A 16,678-nucleotide genomic window follows, 5' to 3' on the forward strand; every position below is an offset into this window, starting at 1 on the left:
TGTGACACAAGGAGCCTGATCACCCATGTCCGCGCCCATCCTCTCGATGTACCGCCGCATCACCCGCTGGCCCGCCGGCCACTGGCTGTTCTCGCGCGCGATCTGCTTCAAGGCGCCCTACTTCGCCACGATCGCACCGCGCTTCGTTGCGCTGGAGCCGGGTCGATGCGAAGTCCGCATCCGCGACCGCCGCCGCGTCCACAACCACATCGGCACGGTGCACGCGATCGCGCTTTGCAACCTGGCCGAACTCAGCGCCGGCGTCATGACCGACGCGACGATCCCCGCCAGCATGCGCTGGATCCCCAAGGGCATGACGGTGGAGTACCTGAAGAAGGCGACCGGCACCCTGCACGGCGTCGCCACGCCGGACATCCCGGTGGTCGAGTCCGGCAGCGGCTACGAACTGCCGGTCAGCGTCGCCGTCACGGACGGCGCCGGGGACACCGTGTTCCGTGCGCGCATCAACATGTGGGTGTCGCCGCGCCCCGCCGCGACCTAGCGAATCATTGCCGAAACATCGCGGGCGGAACCGGGTTCCGCCCGCGATCACCCCCGACAGGCGGAGAGCGTCTTACTCGCCGAGTCCGACATTCATCTCGACGCGACGATTCTTCGCCTGGTTTTCCTTGGTGTCGTTGGGCACGAGCGGGTTCTTCGGCCCGTACCAGAACAGCACCATGCGGGAATGGTCGATCCCGTGCTTCTCGGTCAGGTAGCGCCCGACCATCTGCGCACGATCGCGCGAGAGGCGTTCGTTGTAGTCGCGGGTTCCGACATTGTCGGTATAGCCGGCGATGACGGCATACGACTTGGGCTTGTCCTGCATGAACGCGGCGACCTTGTCCAGCTCGGCCTTGTCCTTGTCGGCCAGCGCGGTCTCGTTGAAGGCGAAGTTGATGTTGTCCGCCTTCAGGCCGACGATCTTGGTATCGGTCGTCGTTACGACGTTCTCGGTCACCTTGACGTCGTACAGCGCGCCACTCGTGTACTCGGGCCGATTGAAGAAGTCGGCCAGCGGAATCACCCGCGAGCAGGCGTTGAGGCTGGCGACATCCTGCGAGAGCGTGGCTTCCCGCGCCGGCTTCGCGCTGCTGACCACGTAGAAGCAGACGTCGTATTCCTTGGCCAGCCGCTTGGCGATCTCGGCCGGATTCTGCCCGGTGTACTCACCGTCCCAGAACACGAAGACCGCCGTCCGCCCCGTCAACGGCTTGAGGATGCCCTCCAGCTTTTCCAGCGCGGTGTTGAGTGGGGTGATGCCACTTCCCTTGTCGCGCATGCCATCCAGCGCCGCGTCGACCTTCTCGCGGTTGTACGGTTGCACCGGATAGTTGTCCTGCCATCCGGTGTAGGTATAGATGCCGACGTTGTAGCCAAGATCCGGGAAGTAGGAATTGCGGTTCTTGAGCTCCCGCTTCACGACCTGGACCGCAGGCAGTCCGGTCTCGCCGTACTTGCGGTTCGTCGAGGACGATGTGTCGAGCAGGAAGATCGCGTTGTCAGCAACTTTCTCGAGTTGCTCTTTCTTGACGACGTTGTTGACGATGTCGTCCTTGGTGATGATTTCCACGGCCAGGAGATCGGGCGCAATGATGCCGCCGAGAATCCCCACCATGGCCCCGGTCAAGACTTTCGACGTGCGCTTCATTGCTTCCCTCCTCACAGCGGACCCACGTCCGCGAGGTGTCGGACAATGGTCCTGCACGCGTTCCGGAGCCGTGAAGCTGAATCGCATCTGCAACGCGCCTGGCTTTGCCTGCAATAGCCGCATCGGCCTTGCATTCGCCAGCCGCGGATCACGCAAGTTGTTGCCGCAACTGGCACTTCCCATCGGACAGGAACGACAAATTCACACAAGCGCCCCAAGCCTTCACAGCAGCGACGGTGCACGCCGCGCCCATCGCGACAGGCAAGCATCCGACGGACGGCGACCTTTCACGTCTGTATCGGGGAACTTTTGCTGTTGGCGCGAAACATGCCGAAGGGCGATTCGGTTCCGGCAGGTGGTCCACATTCGACTCGCAGCACTCACTATCTCGACATGGACTGCATCTGCGCGGCGACGAAATCAGACAGGAGTCCCACGCGCGCCGGCGCAAGCCGACCGAACGCGTGCAGCGCCTGCAATGGGAGCCTCGGCAGGATCTGCTGCGTCATCAGCTGCACCAGGTTGCCGCGGTCGATGTCCTCCTGCACCGTGCACTTCATCAGATAGGCGACCCCTGTTCCGCACAGCGCTGCTGCGCGCAGGCCCGAGCCACTGTCCAGCCCGAACTGCCCGCGCGGCACGATGACGGAACCATCCTTGAAGGTCACCGGCAACGTCCTTCCGCGCAGCAGATAGCGCACGAACGGCAGCTCGCGCAGTGCATCAAGCGAAGTGGGCGTGCCCCACCGAGCTAGCAGTTGTGGCGAGGCCACCAGGGCCATGTCGAGCTCGGCCAGCGTGCGCACCTTCAGATCGCTGTCGGCCACGGCGCCGACCCGGAACACCACGTCGTAGCCCTCGCCGATGACATCGACGTGGCGGTCGAGCAGCGTCATGTCCAGCTCCAGTTCCGGATTCGCGGGAAGGAATACCCAGGCAAGTGGTTTCATCAGGATGCGGCCGAGGTCGCTGGGCATGCTGACGCGCAATCGGCCCTGCGCGGCAGAAGCCGGGCGGATCGCGTCGGCGGAATCCTCGATCTCACGCAGCAGGGGCGCGATCCGCTCGAAGAACGCCTGCCCTTCCTGGGTCAGGCTGAGCAACCGGGTCGAGCGCCGGAACAGCTTGGCACCCAGCTCGCTCTCCAGCCGCCCGATGCTCTTGGAGATCGCCGATGGCGTTGTGCCCGCATTGCGCGCGGCGGCGCTGAAGGACCCTGCCTCCACCACCCGCACGAAGGCGATCAGGTTCGCGGACTGGTTCAACAGGCTCGCCATCGTTGACTCCAAGGCACAAGTGATATGCCGGCCGAAGGACTGTTTGGCGGGCAATTGCACCATATAACGGGTCTACCGACACGACAGCAGGTGTGCAATGAACAAGCTCCAGGACAAGGTCGCGCTGGTGACGGGCGGCAACAGTGGGATCGGCCTGGCGGCAGCCGAGCTGTTCGCCGCCGAAGGCGCGCAGGTCATCGTGACCGGGCGCCGGCAGGACGTGGTCGACGATGCGGTCCGCCGGATCGGCCATGGCGCCATCGGTGTCCAGGGCGATGTCGCCGACATCGGGCACCATGCTGCACTTGCGGCGATGGTGCGTGAGCGCTTCGGCGCGCTCGACGTGTACATGGCCAACGCCGGCGTCATCACGATCGCGCACTCGGCCGGCGTCACCCCTCAAGAGTTCGACGCACAGTTCAACGTCAACACACGCGGCGTGTTCTTTGGCGTCCAGTCGATCATTCCGGTCATGCGCGACGGCGGCAGCATCGTCCTGACCAGCTCGCTGGCAGCAACCCGTGTGCTCGAAGGCCATGCCGTCTACGCCGGCTCGAAGGCGGCGATCGCTGCATTCGCGCGCAACTGGGCGCTGGAACTGCGCGCACGGCGCGTGCGCGTGAACGTGCTGAGCCCGGGACCGGTCGACACCTCCATCCTCGCCAAGCTCGGCATCGCCGACAGCGATCGCCCGGCGTTCCTGGAGGCGATGGCGTCGATGATTCCGGCCGGCCGGCTCGGCGAGCCGATGGAGCTGGCCAAGGCCGCGCTCTATCTCGCCAGCGACGACAGCAGCTTCGTCAACGGCATCGAACTCAATGTCGACGGCGGCATGTCGCTTACCTGATACGCCCCGGACCCAGCAGGCCGACCCGGCACTGTACGAACTTCGCCTGCGCAAGGTCGAAGGCAACTGGCGCGTCGCCGGCGAGACCGTGATGCCCTGGCCCAACCTCGAGCAGGCCAGGGGCTTCCTGCCGCCGCGCACGAAGGAGTGGCCGCTGGCGGCGTCCTGATCCTCGCGTCGCGCGTTTGCAGCAGGCGCAACCTATCCGTTGCGCTAGCCCGCCAGCTCCGCATCGATGGCGAGTAGGACGTTGCCCATCACGCGTCCGGACTCGACCGCTTCGTGTGCCTGCGCGATCTCCTCCAGCGGCAGCCTCAAGGCGATGGCATGCTGCAGCGCGCCGGCGGCGGCCCACTCGTGCAGGCGCTCGATGGCCGCGGCGCGATGGGCATCGGTCAGGTTGTAGACGATGAAGAACGAAAGCCGCACGTTCTTCAGGATCGCCGGCACGAACGGCACCTGGATCTGGCCCGCCCCACTGCCGTAGACCACGATGCGCCCTTCCGGCGCGAGCATGGCGAAATCGTGTTCGGCATTGGCGGCGAAGTCGACCTCGATGATGCAGTCGATGCCGTGGCCGCCGGTTTCCTCGGCGACACGTGCGACCAGGTCCTCGCTGCGGTAGTCGATCACCGCATCCGCGCCCGCCGCGCGCGCCCGCTCCGCCTTCTCGCCGGAGCTGACGGTGGCGATCACCTGGCGTGCGCCCGACAGGCGCGCCATCTGCACGGCGTAGTGCCCGACCGCACCGGCGCCACCGGCGACGAGCAAGCGTTTTCCGGCCACGCCGCCATCGACGCTGACCGCATGGCAGGCCGTGAGCGCGGGAATGCCGAAACTCGCGCCGACATCCAGCGCGACGCCATCCGGCAACGTCACAGCCTGCGCGGAGGGGACCACGATCCACTCGGCGGCCGTGCCGTCGGCGCGGCCCCATGCCCCGTTCCAGATCCACACGCGCTCGCCCAGGCGATGGGCCGGTACGCCCTCGCCCAATGCGTCGACGATGCCGGCGCCGTCGCTGTGCGGGACGACCTGCGGGTACGGCAGCGCGCTCGAGCGCGCGCCGGAGCGGGCCTTCACGTCGGACGGATTGACCCCCGACCAGGCGATGCGGATACGTACTTCGCCCGGGCCAGGCTCGGGCCTGTCCTTGTCGATGATGGCAAGCACGTCCCGGGCGGGCCCGGTGCGGGAGTAGGCGGCAGCGCGCATGTTGCAGTTCCGGCGGCCTTGGGGGAGTGGCCACAGGCGCAGGGTACGACCGTGCCGGCGCCGCCTCCAGCCCCACCACCGGAACACTGCACTTGCATCAGAGGTCGTGCCCGCTACTCCTCAAAGCGCCCAGTACCTTCACGGTCGCGCTCGTACCGCCTCGTGATCGGGAACGGCGGCAACCAGGATTCGCGGCGGATGGTCCAGCTTTCATACGTTGGCATCAGCTGGTCCGGGGCATCGAGGGACCCCAGGTTCACTTCGACTTCGTCCGCCGAGCGCCCGAAGACGGTCGAACCGCAACGCGGACAGAAGTGGCGTCCGGCATAGCTGTGTGTCTCGCCCTCGATCGCTACCGCATCCTCGGGAAAAATCGCCGAAGCGTGAAACAGCGCGCCGTGATGCTTGCGGCAGTCGAGGCAATGGCACAGGCCCACCCGGTAGGGGCGGCCCGATGCCACGATCCTGACGTCACCGCAAAGGCAACTGCCCGTGAATCGGTCCATGCCCGGTCTCCCTCACTGCCCAGGCGGTGGCTGCCAGAGTTCGATCTTGTTGCCCTCAGGATCCATGACCCAACCGAACTTCCCGTACTCGGAATCGTCGGTCTTCTCGAGGACGTTGCATCCCTCGTCACGCAGTGCCTGGAGCAGCGCGGCCAGGTCGTCGACGCGATAGTTGACCATGAAGGTCGAATGGCTGGGTGCGAAGTGTCCGCCATCGGCGGCGCCGATCGACCACACAGTCGTTCCGCCGGCTGGATTGCCCGCTTCGTCCGTCCACGTGAACGCCGTGCCTCCCCATGGCTGGACGTCGATTCCCAGGTGCTGCCTGTACCAGGCCCGCAACGCGACAGGGTCCTTCGCATTGAAGAAGATCCCGCCGATGCCGGTGACTCGCTTCATCTGAACCTCCGAAGTGTGCGTCGCTTCATGCCAACGATATGGCCCGTCCCGTACGCGCCGACTCGTAGATGGCCTGCATGATGCGCACGTCGCGCATGCCCTCCTCGCCTGGAACCCTGGTGGGTCGGCTTTCGAGGATGCAGCGGGCGAAGTCGTCCATCTCGGCGGCGAACAGGTCGACCTGTGGAAAGCGGATCTCCTTGCCGTCGCTGCGTCGGCCGTGGTTGCCGTCGTAGAAGAAGGCCGGATCGAGTTCGAACCAGCCGCGTTCGGCGTTGACGCGAAGATTCTGGATGCGACCGGCCTTGTAGCTGGTGCTGCAGTAGGCGACGACGCCGCTGGGGAACCTCGTGGTCCAGACCATGCTTTCGTCGACCTCGGCGAACTTCACCGGATCGGTCTTCGTTTCCAGCGCCGACACCAGGATCGGCTCCTCGCCGGTCAGGTAACGCGTGGCCTGCAATGCGTAGATGCCGACGTCCATCAGCGCGCCGCCGCCGGCCAGCGTCCGCTTCAGGCGCCATTGGTCCGGCGTACCGACGTCGATGGCGAAGCCGGCCTGGACGATGGTGGGCTTGCCGAACTCCTGCTCGCGCACCAGGCGGATGCACTCCAGATGATGCGGATCGTACTGGCAGCGGTACGCCGTGCCGAGCAGACGGCCGGCGCTGCGGCAGGCGTCGATCATCTGCTGGCAACGCTCGACCGATATTTCCAGCGGCTTCTCGCAGAACACATGCTTGCCGGCCTGCGCCGCCTGGATGGTGTGCTGCGCATGCAGCGCGTTGGGCGTGACGACATAGACGAAGTCGATGTCGGTGTTGTCCGCCATCCGGTGCATCGTGTCGTACGAATACACGCTGTCCGCAGCAATGCCGTACTTCGCCTTCCAGGCTGTCGCTTTGGCCGACGTACCGGTGACGATGCCTGCAAGGCGGCAGTGTTTCGTCTTCAGCAGCGCGGGCGCGATCTGGTCCGTACTGAGCTTGCCGAGGCCGCAGATGGCGACGCCGAGCTTGCGCGACTCCTGCGCGCGGGCGCGCGTGGAACTGGTGCTGATGAAAGGCGCCGCCATGACCGCAGCGGTGGAAGCCAGGAACTGACGACGGGAGACCTCGGGCATGACCGGTCCTCGGGCTGGGCACGCGCAAGGTACCGCGCGCGCTGCCCCTGCCGCCAGCCGCGGCACGGTTAGTCAAACGGAATTTCGCTGGCAAGCCAGCCCGCGAGAGTGCGGCGCCTCAACCAGTTCGACCGAACGACGCCATTCCAGAGTCAGGGCGTCATGCGCACCAAGCGCCAAAGGCTACACGGCGGCGCGCCCTTTACTGGCGGGCGGCCCGTGCCGGTGTTTCATCATTGCGTTGCGTAGTGGCGCGACTTTGCACGAAGTCCGGGAAGGTCTCTGTCATCGGCGCCGAATCCGGCAGGATATAGAACACCCCGCCCCGCTCGAACGTCGGACGGATGACCTGCTCGTAAAATTCGGGCGAGACGTTGATGCAGCCATGAGTGATGCGGTTGTCGTCCGGCGAAGGCGATGCAAGACGTTCGACGCGTCTCTCGGCCGGGACGCCAGTAGCGGTAGGGTGGATGGAGACTGCGGAATCGTAGTCCACCCACAGCACGCGCCCAGCGTCGATTGACGGACCGAAACCGCCGACAAAGCGACCAGCAGGCGTCGTGCGATCCCTGCCCGGAATCTCGCGAAGCGCGAGACCGGCGACGCCGGGGGCCGTATGATCGCCGACCGCCGAGCCAAAGAGTCCAGGTGCCGCGCCGCGAAGTCGGCCGTCGCCGCCGAATACCAGGATCTGTGCGGTGGCCTTGTCTATGACCGCGAACGGATAGCCTACGGTGTCGTTGGCTGCGACTACCCAGCCGGCGAGCTCAATTACCCTGCCGGACACCTCTTGGCCTGGAGGAAGCTGGTCGACTTCGGCGACCGGTTGCGCAGTGGGATCCTCGGCGCTGGCCGCGCCGAAGCTCGCGAACGCCAGGGACAACGCCAGCGCACCATGAAGGGCCCGGATCGCAGGGTGTTTGCACGTACGGATGGGACGGTACCTTATGAATGAAGATTGGGTGAAGACAAGGAGACCGGTGGCCAGCATTGGCCACCGGGTCCCGGTTCAGGCCGTTCGTCGCGAATAGAGCAAGAGCGACTAACCGCGCGGCGGGCGGCCCGGCTTCGTTTCGAGCTGCTGGACGCGGCTTTCCAGTTGATCCAGCCGTTGGTTGGCCTGCTGCGCGGACTGATTGGCCGCATCAGCGCTTTGGGCTGCGCTCTGCACCTTCGTGTCGAGTTGATCGAGGCGTGAGTTGACCCGTGCAAAATCGTCATCGTAGGTAGCGCAGGCGGCAAGGCCCAAGGTGGCGACGAGCGCCACGCCGAGCGTACGCGCCATCGCAATATGTTGCTTGGTCGGAAACATACCAATCCTCCTTCGTCTGGGGTATCGGAAATATAGCGGCCCTTCTTGCCGGAGTCATGAGCCACCTTCAGCTTGCGTTGCAATACGTTGATGGATTGTGAAGATGTGAAAACTGGTGAGAGTTGCGCCTTCTAGCGGGCAACAGGCCGAGTAAACCAGATGGCCGGCGGCGGCAACGTCCCGTCGAAAACGTCACGCGAACTGCCGCGACGCGGGTAGAAATCGCCAAGGGACACAAGCTTCATCCTGCGCACCAAACGTCCGCCAAGTTCAACGTCAACGCAGCCTTCCACCATTTGGCAAGTGAAGCGAATAGTGACGGCGCGCACGCCCGCACTGGCTCACACCCCGACGACAAACCCTCCGTGGCTGCGGCCTCCACTCACCCCACTGCGGCCCCCACTCGTCACTCTCTGGGCCCCGGGAAGCTGCGAGCAGGGGACGATGGCATCGCGCTTGGAGGCAATTGGGTATGCTGCCAACGCCGGCGACGGGGTCGGCTGGAGGCAGCCCGGCCGATGGCACAGCTCGTTATGGAAGAGCACGAAGGGGCGACACCCATGGTGGAGAACGGGTCCGGAATCAGCCGCCGGGGCGTTGCGATTCTGGGGGCATGGACGCTGGTCGCGATGCTCTTCGCCGTGCAGGCCTGGTTCGCCGCACAGGTGCGGGACGAACCACTGGCCTGGGGCCGTGCCAGTGTCATCTGGCTCGTCTGGGCCGCCGTCTGGGCTGCCCTCACGCCGGCCGCCCTTCGGCTCGCGGCGCGGTTCCCGCTCCAGCGACCGCGGGCACTGCGCGCGCTCGCGGTCCACGGCCTGGCTTCGGTGACCTGCGCCTTGGTCAACCTGGCGATATTCGCGCTGGCGGCGCCGATGATCGGGGCTACCCAGGTGGAGCCGACCTGGTTTGGCACCTTCAGCCGGCTGCTCGGCACCACGTTCCTCCTCAACCTCCCGGTGTATTGGCTCATCGTCGCTGCCGCCCATGTGGAGCGCCTGGTACGGACCGCCCGCGAAAAGGATCGGCGACAGCTCCGCCTCGAAGCGCAGCTGACGGATGCGCGCCTGCAGACATTGCGCACCCAGCTGCAGCCGCACTTCCTTTTCAACGCCCTGAACACGATCTCCGTACTCATGCACGAGAACGTCGACTCGGCAGACCGGATCCTCTTGCAGCTGAGCGCCCTGCTGCGCCGGTCGCTTGACGGCAGCGAGGCACATGAGGTCGCGCTTGCCGAGGAGATCGGCTTCCTCGAAAGCTATCTCGAGATCGAGCAGGCCCGCTTCGGGGGGCGTCTGAGCTACCGGATTGCAATCCCCGACGAGGCGCTTGCAGCGCGGGTCCCCAACCTGATCCTCCAGCCCCTGGTCGAGAATGCCCTGCGCCATGGACTGGCGACGCGCGCTGGACCTGGGCACATTGAAATCAAGGCGGACCGACAGGGCGAGGCGCTGCTGCTGTGCGTTTCTGATGACGGCCGAGGGCTGCCACCGGCGACGACCGAGCGCGTCGGCCTGGCGAACACAAGGGCGCGTCTGCGCTTGCTGTATGCGGACAGGCAACGCTTCGAGGTGCGGAATTCCGCTGACGGCGGTGTCATCGCCGAGATCGAGCTGCCTTGGCGCACTGTCGCATGACCATCCGCGTACTGATCGTTGACGATGAACCGGTCGCCCGCCGCGGGATACTGCGGCTGCTGCGGCAGGAACCGGACATCGAAGTCGTGGGAGAGTGCGGTGACGGTGCAGCGGCCATATCGGCGATCAGCGCGCATTCGCCCGATCTCGTCTTCCTCGATGTTCAGATGCCAGAACTCGATGGGTTCTCCGTCATTGAAGCCATCGGGGGCAGGCGCATGCCGGCGGTCGTGTTCGTGACCGCATTCGATCAACACGCCGTGCGGGCGTTCGATGCGCAGGCGATCGACTACGTGCTCAAGCCGATCGATCCGGAACGCTTTCGGCGTGCACTGCAGCGAGCCCGTACCCACCTCGCCCATCCCGATGACGGCTTCGTCCGCCGCGTTTCTGAGGTCCTTAAATCGATCGATCGAGGTGCGCTTCAGCGCCATCCCACGCGACTCGCAATCCGTTCCGAGGGGCGCGTCCGACTGGTCGACATCGACGAGGTCGACCGTATCGTCGCCGCAGGAAACTACGTCGAGATCCACGCAGGCGCGAAACAGCACCTGCTGCGCGAGACAATGGCCAGCCTCGAGTCCCGCCTGGACCCGCAACGCTTCATCCGGGTATCACGCGCGGCGATCGTCTGCATCGCCCGGATTCGCGAAGTCCAGCCACTGTTCAATGGCGACTTCGTCGTTCTCCTCAAGAACGGCGCGCAGGTCAATGGCAGCCGCCGTTATCGGGTGGCGCTCGAAGTGTTGCTCCGCTGAGCGCTGTCGCATCCTGGGACCCCGACGGACAACATGCCGTCAGTGCCGGCGTAAGACAGGCCCCCGTCACCGCGCCGCCGCTACTCATCCCACCGCCGCGTCCGTCCGGCACATAAGGGGCGCGAGCAGTCGTTCGGGACTCCATCATCCGCAACACGCGCTTCCGCGTTTCGGAGATGGCCATGAAAACGTGCAACATCCTGCTGTCCGCAGTGGCAACGATCGTCACCCTCACCGGCATGATTCCGTGCGAGGCCACCGAGTCCGACGGCGTTCGCGCCGGGTCTCTTGAGCTCAACAAGTCGATCACCCGCAGGGTGTACGAGGAAGGTCTCAGCCAGGGTCGCTTCGAAGTGCCCTACAGTGCGGACTTCGTCGGCCACGGCGGCAGGACAACCTTCACCCATGCCGATGGCATGGCCGAAGCCAAGGGGTGGCGCAAGGCGTTCCCGAATCTCAACATCACGGTCGACAAGCAGGTTGCCGAACGCGATCTGGTGGCCGTGCGCTGGACCGCGCGAGGGACCAACACCGGCGCCGGCAACGGCATTCCGGCCACTGGTCGCGCAGTGCAGGTCACGGGAACGACGCTGTTTCGAATGGCGGACGGGCGAATCGCCGAAGAATGGACATGCGCCGATTCGCTTGGGCTGATGAAGCAACTGGGCCTGTCGCCGACGCCGGCAGCGCCGCCGACGGCCGAAAACAGCGCTGCCCCTGGCGCTCCCTGACCCGGGCTGATGCGTCCAGTTCCGCGGCCGATACTTAGGTATTGACCTTAGTGTTTTTCGGTGATAGAAACACCGTGTCAGATCGGACGAACCGGTCCATCGAGCGGTGATGAAATGGTGCAATCCGCAGTCGCGGACGATGTCTTCCATGCCTTGTCCAACTCGACGCGTCGGAAGGTCCTGGAGCAGTTGTCTTCCGGGCCCGCCACGGTCAGCCAGTTGGCAGCGCCCTTCGACATGAAGCTCCCCTCGTTCGTCCAGCACCTCTCGGTGCTCGAACGCAGCCGACTGGTGAAGTCGAAGAAGCAAGGCCGGGTAAGGACGTACGAAATCGAGCCCGAGCGGTTCAGGGTCGCCGAGCGCTGGCTGTCCGAGCGACGTCAGCTGTGGGAGTCCCGGCTTGATCGCTTCGATGAGTACGTCATGCAGCTCAAACAGAAGGAGTCGAAGTCATGAGCAAGCGCTTCGAGATCAATCCAAAAACCGATTTCGTCCTCGAACGATTCATCGATGCTCCCAGGAGCCTCGTCTGGGAAGCGTTGACGAAGCCGGAGCACCTCAGGCAGTGGTACATGCCCAAGGCCTGGGGCGCGGTTTACGCGTGTGAGATGGACGTGCGGCCGGGCGGCATGTTCAGCCTCTCAACGGCGGTGGACCAGGAGGTTCCGCATCTGGGTTGCTTCCTGGACGTCGTTCCAATGGAGCGGCTTGCCTGGACTTCCATGTTGTTCCCCGGCTATCGGCCGGCGGTCTTTGATGACATTCCGATCACTGCCATTGTCACGATGGAAACCGCGGGAACTGGAACCCGCTACGTCTTCACGGCGCTGCACCGGAATGAAGCAGACTTCGAGGAGAACAAGGCTTCCGGCTGGCAGGAAGGCACCGAAATCGCCGTCGACCAGTTTGTGGCGCATGCAACGTCATTGAAGTAGCTGGAAAAGCCGGGCCATCGACGGGCGACACGATGCCTCACGCCACATAGATGCGCCTGCATCGAAACTTGCCGCCCACCTGAGCGGAGATGCGGCATGGCCAGGATCGACCACCCGGCAACCGCAGCATTGTTGCTGAGCTGCATTCTTGCGGTCGCGGCCGTTCCCGCCCGCGCGGCCGAGGTTGGGCCACCGAAAGCTCCGATGGTCGCCAAAACTTCGGACGGCATGTCCTGTGACAGCCCGGACCAATCCCAGGCCGGCCTGAACGAGTGCGCAAACCTCGGTGCGCGTGACGCGGATGCCGAACTGAATGATGTGTACAGGAAGATACTGTCCGCGAACGCGGGCGACCCTGTCTTCGTTGAAAAAATGAAGACGGCCCAGCGTGCATGGTTGGCCTTCCGCGATGCACAGTTGGCTGCCAGGTATCCGCACCCGGAAGACTCCGGCAGCGTCTTGCCGATGTGCGAGGGCAACGAACTGGAAGCGCTGACCCGCGAGAGGACGAAGCAGCTGAGGAGCTGGCTCAGTGGCGTTGAAGAGGGGGACGTATGCACCGGTTCCTATCCAATCAGCGCGGGACACTGAACTGGCCGATATGACCTGGATCAGGGACGGCCGGCTCACAGGCACGTGCCAAGCGCAGACAGCCAAAGGCGCAATGGCCCCCTCAAGCGTTCGCCGTTTTCATCATTTGGGCCTCCGCGCCCCCTCTCTGGCCCTGCCAATCGGCCGGCCGACGTGGCCTTGTCCGCTGGAGCCGCCCGCCGGGTGGCCGCCGGTGGCCGGATAGGAAGGTGCCGTTGCGTTCGGCTGTATACGAGTGGCCGCCGGGTCGCTGGTTGCCTTGCACGCAGTACACGCCGGGTTGGCGCAACCAGCCCCACGCTATCGGACGGGAGAGAATCGATGACCAGGTGGATGACACTGGGATGTGCCGCGGTCGTGGTATGCGGCCACGCGGCATGGGCGCATGCGCAAACCGCGACGGCTGTGACGCCTGCTCCGGCGGCGGCAGCGGCCGCCGCGACCGGCACCCAGGACAATCGCATGGTGCTGGCGGACAACGAGTCGTTCCTGATGCCGCTGGACGACATGAAGAATGTCCATCCGGGCTACCCGGAGAACCTGCTCGGCCTGAACCTGCCCCCGCGCACGGTGTGCCTGAGGGTCGGCATCGACGAGAAGGGCGCCGTGACCGTGGTCGCCAGAGCACCGACGTCGGAGTTCTGCCCCAAGGGTGCGGAACCCGAGTTCCTGGCCGCGTCGGAAACGGCGGCCAGGACGTGGAAATTCGACCCTGCGCTGCGCTGTGTCTTTCGCAACACGAAAGACAAGGACCGGGCGGTCGCCAGCTGCGACGGCGGCAAGGGCATTCCGCAGGCGGTGACCCTGGTGTATCGATTCCGCTTCGAACAGGTCAACGGCAAGCCCAACGTCCATGTGATCGGCGGCTAGCGGCGGCCGACCGCGATGGATTTCCGCCTATGGGATAGGCGGCGATTCCGGAATGGTCGCAGCAGCGAATGGCGCGAGCACCGTCCAGCCAAGGTTCGCATAGAGGCTGCGGCCGTCTTCTGTCGCGACCAGGAGCTGCGGGCTTGCAGGGGATCTTCTCGCGGCTCCCAGTGCGGTCATCACTGCGATACCCAATCCCTTCCGCCTGTGATCCGGCGCGGTTTCGATCCGATCGTAGATGAAGACATCCGCGGTCTCGGCCGCGCAGCCGCTTGCAGCCAGATCACCATCGGGCGCGATGATGCAGGCCCGGGTAACGAGCCCGGCTTGATGGAGCTCCATCGAGTAGCCATCCGGCAGGGGCTTTGCATCGACGGTAGCCGCTGCCGCGATCATGAAGTAGTTCGCCGGCTGGACCTCCCAGCGAGCAGGCAGCGCACTTCGCAGTTCCTCGTCAGGTCCGCAAAGTTTCAGGTAATGCCGCGGCGCGGTGATGTCCTGCGCAATCTCGCGCAGCCCATCGCATAGCTCCGGGAATACCCAGCGCTTCACTTCCTTCTCCGAATGGGTATCGACCCGGAACCCGCCGCGATCGTGGACAGGCGGTGGCGAGCCGCGGGCGATGGAATGCGCTGCCTGCCAGGCAAGGACGAGTTCTGGATCGATGCGGTAGATCGTCATGGTTGATGGTGTGGTGGCCGTCTCGGTGAGTTTCAACTAGAGCATTGCGCTGTCTCAGGGACGAAGACGGCAGCGCAAATGTCAAAGCGCCAGCTCGCGAAGCCTGCGCTCTATGAAGCGCCGCTGCGGCGCCTGCTGTGTCAGTTCGAGCGCCCGCACGTAGGACTCGCGGGCCTGCTCGTTTCGCCCCAGGCGCCGGCACAGGTCGGCACGCGCCGAATGCGCCAGCGGGTAGTGCTGCAGTTCGCCACGGGCAAGCAGTGCCTCGACGAGCACCAGTCCCGCGGCAGGTCCGTCGCGCATGGCCATGGCCGCGGCACGGTTGAGCTCCACCACCGGCGACGGATCGGCGCGCAGCAGCAGGTCGTAGAGCGCGACGATCCGCACCCAGTCGGTGTCGGCGGCGCTGGCGGCAACGGCATGGACGGCGGCGATGGCGGCCTGCAGGCTGTAGGGGCCGAAGCGGCGTGAGGCGTGGATCCGCTTCACCAGCGCCAGGCCTTCGGCGATCAGCGGGCGGTTCCACAGCGCGCGGTCCTGGTCGTCGAGCAACACCAGGTCGCCGTCGGCCGTCGCCCGCGCCGGCCGCCGCGATTCGTGCAGCAGCATCAGGGCCAGCAGCCCGAGCGTCTCCGGATCCGGCAACAGCTCCACCAGCAGCCGGCCCAGGCGGATCGCCTCATTGCACAGCTCGTGGCGGGTCAGCGACTCGCCCGAGGTCGCTGCGTAGCCCTCGTTGAACACGAGGTAGACCACCTGCAACACGATGTCCAGGCGCTGCGGCAGTTCGTCGCGTGCGGGCACCTGGTATGGAATCCGCGCCTGGCGGATCTTGGACTTGGCGCGGACGATGCGCTGGGCGACGGTGGGCGCGGTGATCAGGAACGCGCGCGCGATCTCCTCGGTGGTCAGGTCGCAGACTTCGCGCAGGGTCAGGGCGACCTGGGCATCGGCGGGCAAGGCCGGATGGCAGCAGGTGAAGATCAGGCGCAGGCGGTCGTCCTCGACGTCCTCGTCGCGGGCGACGCCTTCGCCGGTGTCGCTGTAGAGCCGGTCGGCGATCTGCATCAGCGACGCATCGAATCGCGCGCGTCGGCGCAGGCTGTCGATTGCCTTGAAACGTCCGGCCGAGACCAGCCAGGCGCGCGGCTGGTCGGGCACGCCCTCCTTCGGCCATTGCTCGATCGCGGCGCGGAAGGCGTCGTGCAGCGCCTCCTCGGCGAGGTCGAAGTCGCCGAGGAGACGGATCAGGGTGGCCAGCACGCGCCGCGATTCATGCCGGTAGACGGCATCCAGCCGCTCGCGGATCTGGTCGGCCATGGCGGGTTCGCCGAACGCTAGCGTTCGAACTCCATCACCGGCCGTACCTCGATGCTGCCCAGGCGTGCGGACGGGATGCGGGCGGCAATGCGGATCGCCTCGTCGAGGTCACGCGCCTCGATCAGGAAGAACCCGCCCAGCTGCTCCTTGGTCTCCGCGTACGGGCCATCGGTGGTGGACACGCGGCCGTTGCGGACGCGCACCACGGTCGCGCTGCTGACCGGCAGCAGGGCCTCGCCGCCGAGCAGGTGGCCGCTCTGGCCCAGCTCGTCGGAGAGGGCGAAGTACTCGCCGAGGATGGCGTCCACCTCGCCCTTGGGCATGGCGTCGAACAGCTTCTCGTCGTCGTAGATCAGGCATGCGTATTTCATCGTTGGCTCCTGGTATGGGTGCGCTCGGCGCGGATGGGGCGGCCGGTGGTACCGCCTTCACCGGGTAGTCGTCCCGGGGCGGCCGGTTTCGACATCAGCCCAGACACACCGCCACGATCGCCAGCAGCGCCGGCACGGCCTGCACGAAGAAGATGCGGCGATTCACCGTCGCGGCGCCATATGCGCCAGCCACGACCACGCAGCCCAGGAAGAACAGCGCCACGTCAACGCGCTGGCCCACGATCGCCCACAGCAGTCCGGCGGCCAGAAAGCCGTTGTAGAGGCCCTGGTTGGCGGCGAGCACTTTCGACTGCTCGGCCTTCTCGCGCGACTGGCGGAACACCTTCAGTCCGTAGGGTTTGGTCCACAGGAACATTTCCAGCACCAGGAAACCCAGGTGCAGCAACGCGACCAGCGCGATCAGTACCACTGCGAGCACGGACATGCCGCT

22 protein-coding genes are annotated in these 16,678 nt (G+C 65.5%); 10 read left to right on the top strand and 12 right to left on the bottom strand.

The genetic code is table 11. The annotated features are described in order from the left end of the window. Positions 1–25: 25 nt before the first annotated feature. Positions 26–502, top strand: a complete 477-nt coding sequence (locus MNR01_RS07280; protein ID WP_241920252.1) for a hotdog fold domain-containing protein — start codon at positions 26–28, stop codon at positions 500–502. Between the two features lie 72 nt (positions 503–574). On the opposite strand, the gene MNR01_RS07285 is transcribed toward MNR01_RS07280, so the two are convergent. Further along, complete coding sequence (locus tag MNR01_RS07285) at positions 575–1,651, bottom strand: OmpA family protein (RefSeq protein ID WP_241920253.1); 1,077 nt, start codon at positions 1,649–1,651, stop codon at positions 575–577. A 383-nt stretch (positions 1,652–2,034) separates the two neighbouring features. Next, positions 2,035–2,928, bottom strand: coding sequence for a LysR family transcriptional regulator (locus tag MNR01_RS07290; RefSeq protein WP_241920254.1), 894 nt, complete (start codon positions 2,926–2,928; stop codon positions 2,035–2,037). A 97-nt stretch (positions 2,929–3,025) separates the two neighbouring features. Here MNR01_RS07290 and MNR01_RS07295 point away from each other — a divergent pair, with 97 nt between their 5' ends. Together MNR01_RS07295 and MNR01_RS07300 are read left to right on the top strand one after the other, a co-directional pair. Next, positions 3,026–3,775, top strand: coding sequence for an SDR family oxidoreductase (locus tag MNR01_RS07295; protein WP_241920255.1), 750 nt, complete (start codon positions 3,026–3,028; stop codon positions 3,773–3,775). Further along, complete coding sequence (locus tag MNR01_RS07300) at positions 3,747–3,944, top strand: hypothetical protein (RefSeq protein ID WP_241920256.1); 198 nt, start codon at positions 3,747–3,749, stop codon at positions 3,942–3,944. Before MNR01_RS07295 ends, MNR01_RS07300 begins: the two co-directional genes overlap by 29 nt. Positions 3,945–3,988: 44 nt before the next feature. Here the strand turns inward: MNR01_RS07300 and MNR01_RS07305 are convergent, their stop codons facing one another. From MNR01_RS07305 to MNR01_RS07330, 6 genes are all read right to left on the bottom strand, one after another. Further along, positions 3,989–4,990, bottom strand: coding sequence for an NADPH:quinone reductase (locus MNR01_RS07305; protein WP_241920257.1), 1,002 nt, complete (start codon positions 4,988–4,990; stop codon positions 3,989–3,991). Between the two features lie 113 nt (positions 4,991–5,103). After that, the gene (locus MNR01_RS07310; RefSeq protein WP_241920258.1) at positions 5,104–5,496 is read right to left on the bottom strand and encodes a GFA family protein; all 393 of its coding nucleotides are present in this window, start codon (positions 5,494–5,496) and stop codon (positions 5,104–5,106) included. A gap of 12 nt (positions 5,497–5,508) precedes the next feature. After that, the gene (locus MNR01_RS07315; protein ID WP_241920259.1) at positions 5,509–5,895 is read right to left on the bottom strand and encodes a VOC family protein; all 387 of its coding nucleotides are present in this window, start codon (positions 5,893–5,895) and stop codon (positions 5,509–5,511) included. Between the two features lie 25 nt (positions 5,896–5,920). Continuing rightward, positions 5,921–7,018 carry a Gfo/Idh/MocA family oxidoreductase gene (locus MNR01_RS07320; protein WP_241920260.1) on the bottom strand — a complete coding sequence of 366 codons (1,098 nt, stop codon included), beginning with the start codon at positions 7,016–7,018 and terminating at the stop codon, positions 5,921–5,923. 202 nt (positions 7,019–7,220) lie between these two features. After that, positions 7,221–7,901: a L,D-transpeptidase gene (locus MNR01_RS07325; protein WP_241920261.1), complete on the bottom strand. Its 681-nt coding sequence runs from the start codon at positions 7,899–7,901 to the stop codon at positions 7,221–7,223. Between the two features lie 159 nt (positions 7,902–8,060). Next, entirely contained in the window at positions 8,061–8,330 is a 270-nt protein-coding gene (locus MNR01_RS07330) for a hypothetical protein (RefSeq protein ID WP_241920262.1), read from the bottom strand. 518 nt (positions 8,331–8,848) lie between these two features. Between MNR01_RS07330 and MNR01_RS07335 the strand changes: the two genes are divergently transcribed. The 7 genes from MNR01_RS07335 (at position 8,849) to MNR01_RS07365 (ending at position 13,855) form a co-directional block, all read left to right on the top strand. Next, positions 8,849–9,970, top strand: a complete 1,122-nt coding sequence (locus MNR01_RS07335; protein WP_241920263.1) for a histidine kinase — start codon at positions 8,849–8,851, stop codon at positions 9,968–9,970. Then, complete coding sequence (locus tag MNR01_RS07340) at positions 9,967–10,728, top strand: response regulator (protein WP_241920264.1); 762 nt, start codon at positions 9,967–9,969, stop codon at positions 10,726–10,728. The genes MNR01_RS07335 and MNR01_RS07340 overlap by 4 nt, the downstream gene beginning before the upstream one ends. Positions 10,729–10,910: 182 nt before the next feature. Further along, positions 10,911–11,459 carry an ester cyclase gene (locus MNR01_RS07345; protein WP_241920265.1) on the top strand — a complete coding sequence of 183 codons (549 nt, stop codon included), beginning with the start codon at positions 10,911–10,913 and terminating at the stop codon, positions 11,457–11,459. A gap of 114 nt (positions 11,460–11,573) precedes the next feature. Further along, complete coding sequence (locus MNR01_RS07350; RefSeq protein ID WP_241920266.1) at positions 11,574–11,915, top strand: metalloregulator ArsR/SmtB family transcription factor; 342 nt, start codon at positions 11,574–11,576, stop codon at positions 11,913–11,915. Further along, complete coding sequence (locus tag MNR01_RS07355) at positions 11,912–12,394, top strand: SRPBCC domain-containing protein (protein WP_241920267.1); 483 nt, start codon at positions 11,912–11,914, stop codon at positions 12,392–12,394. The genes MNR01_RS07350 and MNR01_RS07355 overlap by 4 nt, the downstream gene beginning before the upstream one ends. A 96-nt stretch (positions 12,395–12,490) precedes the next feature. After that, the gene (locus tag MNR01_RS07360) at positions 12,491–12,985 is read left to right on the top strand and encodes a lysozyme inhibitor LprI family protein (protein ID WP_241920268.1); all 495 of its coding nucleotides are present in this window, start codon (positions 12,491–12,493) and stop codon (positions 12,983–12,985) included. Between the two features lie 321 nt (positions 12,986–13,306). Next, positions 13,307–13,855 carry a hypothetical protein gene (locus tag MNR01_RS07365; protein ID WP_241920269.1) on the top strand — a complete coding sequence of 183 codons (549 nt, stop codon included), beginning with the start codon at positions 13,307–13,309 and terminating at the stop codon, positions 13,853–13,855. A 27-nt stretch (positions 13,856–13,882) separates the two neighbouring features. Here MNR01_RS07365 and MNR01_RS07370 read toward each other — a convergent pair whose 3' ends face one another. The 4 genes from MNR01_RS07370 to MNR01_RS07385 all read right to left on the bottom strand — a co-directional run bounded on the left by MNR01_RS07370 (position 13,883) and on the right by MNR01_RS07385 (position 16,672). After that, positions 13,883–14,572, bottom strand: a complete 690-nt coding sequence (locus MNR01_RS07370; RefSeq protein WP_241920270.1) for a GNAT family N-acetyltransferase — start codon at positions 14,570–14,572, stop codon at positions 13,883–13,885. Positions 14,573–14,617: 45 nt separating this feature from the next. Further along, positions 14,618–15,856, bottom strand: coding sequence for an RNA polymerase sigma factor (locus MNR01_RS07375; protein WP_241920271.1), 1,239 nt, complete (start codon positions 15,854–15,856; stop codon positions 14,618–14,620). 17 nt (positions 15,857–15,873) lie between these two features. Further along, positions 15,874–16,227: a YciI family protein gene (locus MNR01_RS07380; RefSeq protein ID WP_241920272.1), complete on the bottom strand. Its 354-nt coding sequence runs from the start codon at positions 16,225–16,227 to the stop codon at positions 15,874–15,876. A 94-nt stretch (positions 16,228–16,321) separates the two neighbouring features. Continuing rightward, positions 16,322–16,672, bottom strand: a complete 351-nt coding sequence (locus tag MNR01_RS07385) for a DUF1304 domain-containing protein (RefSeq protein WP_241920273.1) — start codon at positions 16,670–16,672, stop codon at positions 16,322–16,324. Between the last annotated feature and the right edge of the window lie 6 nt (positions 16,673–16,678).

Source organism: Lysobacter sp. S4-A87 (genome assembly GCF_022637455.1).
GTDB lineage: Bacteria > Pseudomonadota > Gammaproteobacteria > Xanthomonadales > Xanthomonadaceae > Lysobacter_J.